The following is a 5,272-nucleotide window of genomic DNA, read 5'->3' on the forward strand; positions in this document are numbered from 1 at the left end:
CTGGGTGGTGCCCTGAGCCTGGATTACCCAGGCGGAGAGGGATTCCCAGGGAACGAAGATCGGTTCGGTGTGGCCTTCCGGAATGAAGCAGGCTTCACGGCGTTGGCGATTGAAGCGGGTGGGGATGATTTTGCGGTGCTGGAGATGCTTATGCAGCCAAATACCCAAACCGAGAGCCAATGCGAATAGAGCAACGGCTGACCCAATCGGGACTCCATGCTCAAAGACCCCGACAGCCATTTCTATTGATTCAGTAAGCCCCCCCCCCAATAAAGGAGTGCCCACGAACATCAATAAAGGAAACAAGACGGCAGACATCGCCCATCCCCCCAAAGGCCCGCCCAGAGTTAATTGCCAACCAAATACAGGAGGAAGACCAACCCCGAAGTCCAGATAGGTATCGTTGACCTCCCCAACCGCATGAGCATAGTCCTGGGCCGGTTGGCCAGTGGGCAACGGCAAGGGCGCCAGGTAACTGACCTGGCCACCGGGGAAGCCGACCATATCACCCGCCTTGTGATTCCGATCCAGTTCGAGAGTAGGGGCTTCCATGGGCTTATCGGTTGGCATCGTCGGTTTCCGGCAGCAAGAGTGGGTCGACCGGCAACAGCGGCGCGGCTTGGCCCAGGATAGTCTGTTGGGTGGGGGTATAGTCGCCTTCCCTGTACGGGGAAAGGCGGATCGTATGGCGTTCCGGCCGGTAGCGGCCCTGCTCGTCCAGCGTTTCGATCACGATATCCAGCAGCAGCTCCTCTTGGGCAATGCCGCCTGTGATGCCCTCCAGCGGAGCCGGACGCGGTACCCGTAGTTGCAGTGGCTCGGCGGTGGCCAGCATCAGGTCGTCGGTGATCAGGTCGGTGATGGGATACCACTGCACCGGCGATTGGCCCTTGTCGTAACGGATGGTACGAATACGGTAGGCGCCCAGGCCAAGCCGTGCCGTTGGCCGGCCGACCAGCGGCGGTACCAGCGCTGCCCGGCTCAGCCCCGGCAGGGCGAGGGTGATCTCGCTGCTGGCGGGCGATAGCAACAGGTCGCGCCACCAACTGCCATGGCTGCCATGCTCGACCCGCACCGAAGGTGCCTGGATCACGCCGAGCAGGCGCTGCTGGTAGGTTGCCAGGGGATAGCTTTGCCGTTTGGCGGCATCACGGCTCCAGGGTGTGGTCAGCAGCCAGTCGTCGTGGGGCGAGGTGTCGTTGCGGTTGTACCACCAGGTGCCGCCCAGCTCCAGGGCGGTAAAGAAGGCTCCGGCGATATTGAAGCGCAGAAATACGCTGGATAGCCGGGTGCCGGCCACTGCCCAAGCAGTTTGGCGTGCTGCCGATCCTGCGGTTGTCTTGGCAAGCACCTCCCAACCAGCACGCACGGTATGGCCAAAACCGTAGGTGTTACTGGCCAGCATCCCGCTGGAACCAGCCAATGCCAGGGCCGCGCCCTGCTGGACGCGGGCATTGCCGCTGCGGACTGCGCCAAGCCACTCACCATGATGATCCAGGCTGCTTATGGCGGAGGCTATAGCGCCTGCGAAATATCCAAAGCCACCAAGGCCAAGATGCAGTTTGCCCATCTGCACATGTACCGCTTGCAGCGCATGGTTCTGCAAGCCCTGCACCAGTTGGGCACTGCGCGCATTGAGAGCCGTATCGGCAATCGCCTGGGCTGCTGCAAAACCTGCAGCGCCGGTGGCGAAAAGGGAGCTGAAAAACTGTACCCAGTCCCTTTGCCCTGGAGATTGAGTCGTGACTTCCCGAACGACCTGCACCAAATTGACCATCTGCGCGACAAACACCGCCAACCCCACGCCATCCCCCAGCCTGCTGAAGCTGCTGGCGGCGCCGTAGCCGTTGCGCAGGTTGCGCAGGCCGCTCGCCACTTCCTGCAACTGCGCGGGCGGCAGGATCAGGGTGATGCCGGCGCGCCCCGGCGCCGCGCCGGCCACGCGGACGCTGTTCTCCGGCAGTTCGGCGATCGGGCTCAGGGCCGCCGCCAGGCGCGGCTCCAGGGTGTCGAGCAGGGCGCGGACGCGGCGAATCTCGGCCAGCAGCGCCTGGGCATTGGCCGATTTGTGCCCGGCGCTGGCCTTGACCCGCTTGCGCTCCCTGAGCAGGCGGCGCAGTTCGCCGCGCTCGTCGATGACATCGCGCAGGTCGCGTTGCAGCACGGCCTTTTCCACGTCACTGGCGAAGGTGAAGGTCAGTCCCGTGTGCTGCGCGGCATCGAGCAGGCGGGCGGGCATTGCCTTGGGCAGCTTGCGGAACAGCTCGTCCAGTTCCGGCACCTGCTGTTGGCCCACGCCCTGGTAGAAGGTTTCCATGGCGCGGCTTATGCCCAGGGTCAGGGCCGGGTCGAACGTGGCCTGGGCGCTGACGGCCACGGCGTGGGTGGCCTCTGGCAGTTCGTCGAGGGCCGGCAGTTTGCCTTGTTCGAGGGTCTTCAGCGTCTGCATCCACTCGGCGAGGGCATTGGCCACGGTGTAGCCGGCCACGCCGATCAGGGCATATTGCACGGCCAGCGTGCTCTGCTCGTTCAGCGGCAGGGTATGGAACAGCGGGCGGTCGTACTGGGGGGTTTCCTCGAGCCAGGCGTACAGCGCCTCGCTGGCCACGTCGCTGCGGCAGATGTCCTTCAGGCAGGCGTATTGCGTGGCGAACGCCAGCCCCACTTGTTCGGCTTGTTGGGCGTCGTAGTACCAGGCCGCGCGGTGGAAGCGATGTTCGGTGACCATCTGCGTGCGGTCTGCGGTGATGCGATCCAGCAATGTGTTCCAGCGCTGCAGGTTCGGCCGGTGGCTGGCCAGGAAGGCGTCCATGGCCGGGCGGTCGATCAGGTCATTAATGCCACGCTGGCCGAATTTGGCGCCGCTTAGTATGTCCTTGGTCCGCCCGCCGTGCTCCTTCCTCAGGGCGATAAGGGCATGGAGTTCGCTTTCGATGAATGCCTGCTGGGCACCGAGGGCGAGTAGCTTGGTACGGGTGTAATAGCCTTCGGTAGCCATTTTCAGTTCATACGGCAGGCCGAAGCCGGCCCGGCCTAACTTGATGCTGCGCTGCCGTATGACGTCCAGCTCGGCCTGAAGCTCTGCGGGGTGGTCCCTGCCGTCGGGTGAAGGGTAGGGCTCGTTGTTGTTGAGGAAGATCAGCAAGGCGCCACGGGTCTGCGCGCGATCCGCTTCGGGCAGGGCTTCCAGCTTGCCCAGCATGGCCTGGACCGCTGGCGACTGCGAATGACTGGCGAGCTTGTCGAGTTCCGCCTCGCTGATCTGCGAGAGCGATTCGATATAGCAGGCGAGCACGTAGTCGCGTTCATTGGCCCCCGGTTGCGCCCCGCCCTCGATCCATTGCTCGATCCAGCCGACCACCTTGTCCTGATACTGAGCCAGGTCGCGCATCACGCCGATGTCGTCGCGCAGCACCAGGAACAGGTTGTCGTGCTCGTAGCGCGGGAGAACCTGGCCCAGTAGTTCGCCGATGTGGGTATCGCGAAACAGCGGCGGGTCTTCCCAGGCGTAGACTTGCAGTTCCTCGGGGTGGGGCTCGCCGGCCTCGACCGCCTGGCGCTGGTGTTCCGGGAAGCTCTGCCGCCCCCGCTCATCCGTGTGCAGCTTGTTCTGCACCACCTCCGCCAGCCAGGTTTGCGCCTGCTGACGGGTCAGCAGATGGGTAGCGCCTCGCTGCGGATCGACCCGGCTCAGGTCTACGGCCTGCATGAAGTGTTCACGATCATCCTGGCTGGCCAGCACCTGGGTGCATTTGCGCGCGGTCCATTGCAGTTCGGAGTAGGCGACATGCAGCCTGCTGCGCCTGGGGAAGATCAGCTGCGGTTCGCCGATGGCGTTGCTGCGCACGTCCGCGCGGACTTCCGCGTCTTTCCACAGCAGCTTGGTGATGATGCCCCGCTCGATCCGGTATTCGTGCAGATGGCCGGTGCCGTCGTCAATGATGTAGAGGTAGCCGTCGCGTACCAGGCGCAGGCCCAGCGGCCGGCTCTGCAGGGCAAAGGGCATGGGCAGGTCGGCGGAGGGATCGACCCGTTCGGTCAGGCCGTAACGCAGGGGCAGTAATTGCACCTCGGCCTTCATCAGCGGGCAGGTGCCGGTCGCCGAGCGGCTGTCGCTGCAGGACGCCGCGTCGGCGGCGAGGTTGGCATTGTTGCGGGGCGGTGTCTGCACGGTCATGAGAGCATCCCTTCTTTCTCCGTGGCGCGTCGTTCGGCCAGGCGTGCGGCCTGTTCGACACGCTGAGCGGGCGATTGCGACGAGGTTTCATCGAGCAGGCGAGCGATGTCCGGGTGGTTGTCCAGCGGTTGCCCACCCAGGAAGCCGAAGACGTTGGCGAACAGCAGTATCTCGCGCTCGGAGCACATCCCACTCTGGTAAGCCCGCTCGGCCAGTTCGCGCAGGTGGCGGAGGCGTTCGCGACCACGTATGGCCGGCTGGTACGTGGGAAAGAATGTGCGCATGTGCTCATCCACTGCCATGACGGTCTGGCGAAAGCTCACTTCGCCCAGCGCCGTCAGCTCCTGATCGCTCAGGCGATAGGGCTGGGCGTCTCTCTGATCGGGTATTGGGCCGGCGCGTCGGTGCCGATACCAGACTCCTTCGATCGCATCGGGTATGCACAGTTGTTCGATGGGACCGAACAGCCTGGGATTGCCGATGGCAAGCAACCGATGGGCAACGGCCGGGTCGGCCAGCCGCAGCAGGACGGTTTCGTCTTCCTGGCACCTGACCCGAAGCAGCCAACGCAGGTGTCGCAGCGTTTCGTCGAATCCCGCATGGGTGAACAGCAGGTAGCCCCATTCGCGCGCGGCGTTGTCGATGAACCTTTGCATGATCGGATCATGCTGGCCGTTCAGGGCGATCAGGCAAGGCGACAGGTCGGCCAGTTCCTGCCATTCGGTGCGAAGGTATAGCGGTTCGAATACGGGATTTTCCGACCACTGATAGAGTTTGCGAGAAAGCGCTTCCACGCTGACCCCATCGAGCAGCAGGTAGCTGTTCGCATCCCATGGAAGGGTTCCAGGCAGGGCTGGCATCGGCGGCTCATGCATTGCGCGCCTCCGCCTTTGCGGCCTCGCAGATGGCGCACAAGGGTTTCTTCTGCAGCAACGCCTGCCGCTGCGCCGGGATCAACAACTTTCCGGCCTTGTCCGTATTCGCCGGCTTCACCTGCCCCGGCAGGATCGGCCTCGCCCCCGAGCCCTTGCTCGGGCTGCCGCCCGTATTGGCCTGGATGACGGGGCCGCCGAGGGTGATGCCGCCGGCATCGAG

General features: G+C 64.2%; 2 protein-coding genes and 2 pseudogenes. All 4 read right to left on the reverse strand.

Translation table 11 applies throughout. From position 1 onward, the window contains the following. A pseudogene (locus IN820_RS06225) lies at positions 1-552 on the reverse strand (hypothetical protein); the annotation flags it as partial. 4 nt (positions 553-556) lie between these two features. Next, positions 557-4,177 carry a toxin VasX gene (locus IN820_RS06230; protein WP_193680146.1) on the reverse strand — a complete coding sequence of 1,207 codons (3,621 nt, stop codon included), beginning with the start codon at positions 4,175-4,177 and terminating at the stop codon, positions 557-559. Then, positions 4,174-5,037: a DUF4123 domain-containing protein gene (locus IN820_RS06235; protein WP_193680147.1), complete on the reverse strand. Its 864-nt coding sequence runs from the start codon at positions 5,035-5,037 to the stop codon at positions 4,174-4,176. Before IN820_RS06235 ends, IN820_RS06230 begins: the two co-directional genes overlap by 4 nt. A 7-nt stretch (positions 5,038-5,044) precedes the next feature. Further along, a pseudogene (locus IN820_RS06240) lies at positions 5,045-5,272 on the reverse strand (type VI secretion system tip protein VgrG); the annotation flags it as partial.

This window comes from Pseudomonas lopnurensis, assembly GCF_015070855.1.
GTDB classification, from domain to species: domain Bacteria; phylum Pseudomonadota; class Gammaproteobacteria; order Pseudomonadales; family Pseudomonadaceae; genus Stutzerimonas; species Stutzerimonas lopnurensis.